The organism is Flectobacillus sp. BAB-3569 (assembly GCF_002270355.1).
GTDB classification, from domain to species: Bacteria; Bacteroidota; Bacteroidia; order Cytophagales; family Spirosomataceae; genus Flectobacillus; species Flectobacillus roseus.
Genome location: NZ_NJFZ01000127.1, coordinates 1 through 949, shown reverse-complemented (window position 1 = coordinate 949; position 949 = coordinate 1). Strand labels below are relative to the sequence as shown.

The window sequence follows — 949 nt, the reverse complement described above, 5'->3', positions numbered from 1 at the left end:
TCAACCCATTCTGTCAGATGAAATTTACACCTTATTCTTTATTTGCCATTACTTCAACGCTTTTATTGGGTCTTGGTACTATATTTGCCTCGCGAACATTTGATATTATCTTACACGATTCCTTTTACGTAATCAGGATATCTTCCATCTCCATCTCATTTAGCCTCATTTCAGGATTGATGGCGCTAATCTAATTTGTACTAAAAAAAACAGGAAAACAGGAAAACGTGTAAATCAAAAGATAGGATTTTGGCATTGGAGTCTTTTTAATTTTGGATGGGTTCTTTTAGCCATTTCCTTCAATTTGGAACAACTAATCAAAATTATAATGTAGTCGAATATGCAATTATTGTGTTATTGTTAGGTGGTTTGACTACGTTTTTGATCAGTTTTCTGACCTTCGCTTTTGGCGTTTTCAAAGCTTTTAGAAATAAAGATATTTAAACTTTTTCGCTTCGGTTGAATAAACTCATCGCTAGTGCTGGATTCCTATCCAGCACTCATTTTTCTAAGGCTTCAAGCCAAACAAAAATTTGAATGCGTTCTATAGCACTTTCGGGTCGGAATCCCTTCTAATCCAAATTGTAGATTAATTATTAGTTTCTCGCAAGATAAACTGATTAACAGTATCTTTACAATTCTCATGAATAGTAACGGGTGTCGGGAGTTTCAAAACGGAATACCTAAAATCTACCATTCTCTAAATCCTTCATGATCTTGCAAACTCATCGGAATTCACGAATCCAACTAAATGCAGTGCAGGCAATTTGACACACATTTGGTTGATTCAATTACATAACAATATAACAAAAGAATATCCTAAAAAGTTGCATTCGAAATCACTTATCCGTTTTCAAGATTGTTGATCCATTGAAGCATCTTAACAATGCTAAATATTTCGATTATTTCTTCAACGCTCGCGAAGACCACGTAGCCGAGTTTATAACTT

The 949-nt window shown here is 34.2% G+C and carries 1 protein-coding gene and 1 pseudogene; both read left to right on the top strand.

Going from position 1 to position 949, the window contains the following annotated elements:
- Positions 1–194 (top strand): hypothetical protein (locus tag BWI92_RS27950; protein WP_217903511.1); only part of this gene is annotated, 194 nt, incomplete at its 5' end.
- Positions 195–803: 609 nt separating this feature from the next.
- Positions 804–949: pseudogene (locus tag BWI92_RS29035) on the top strand (acyl-CoA thioesterase); the annotation flags it as partial.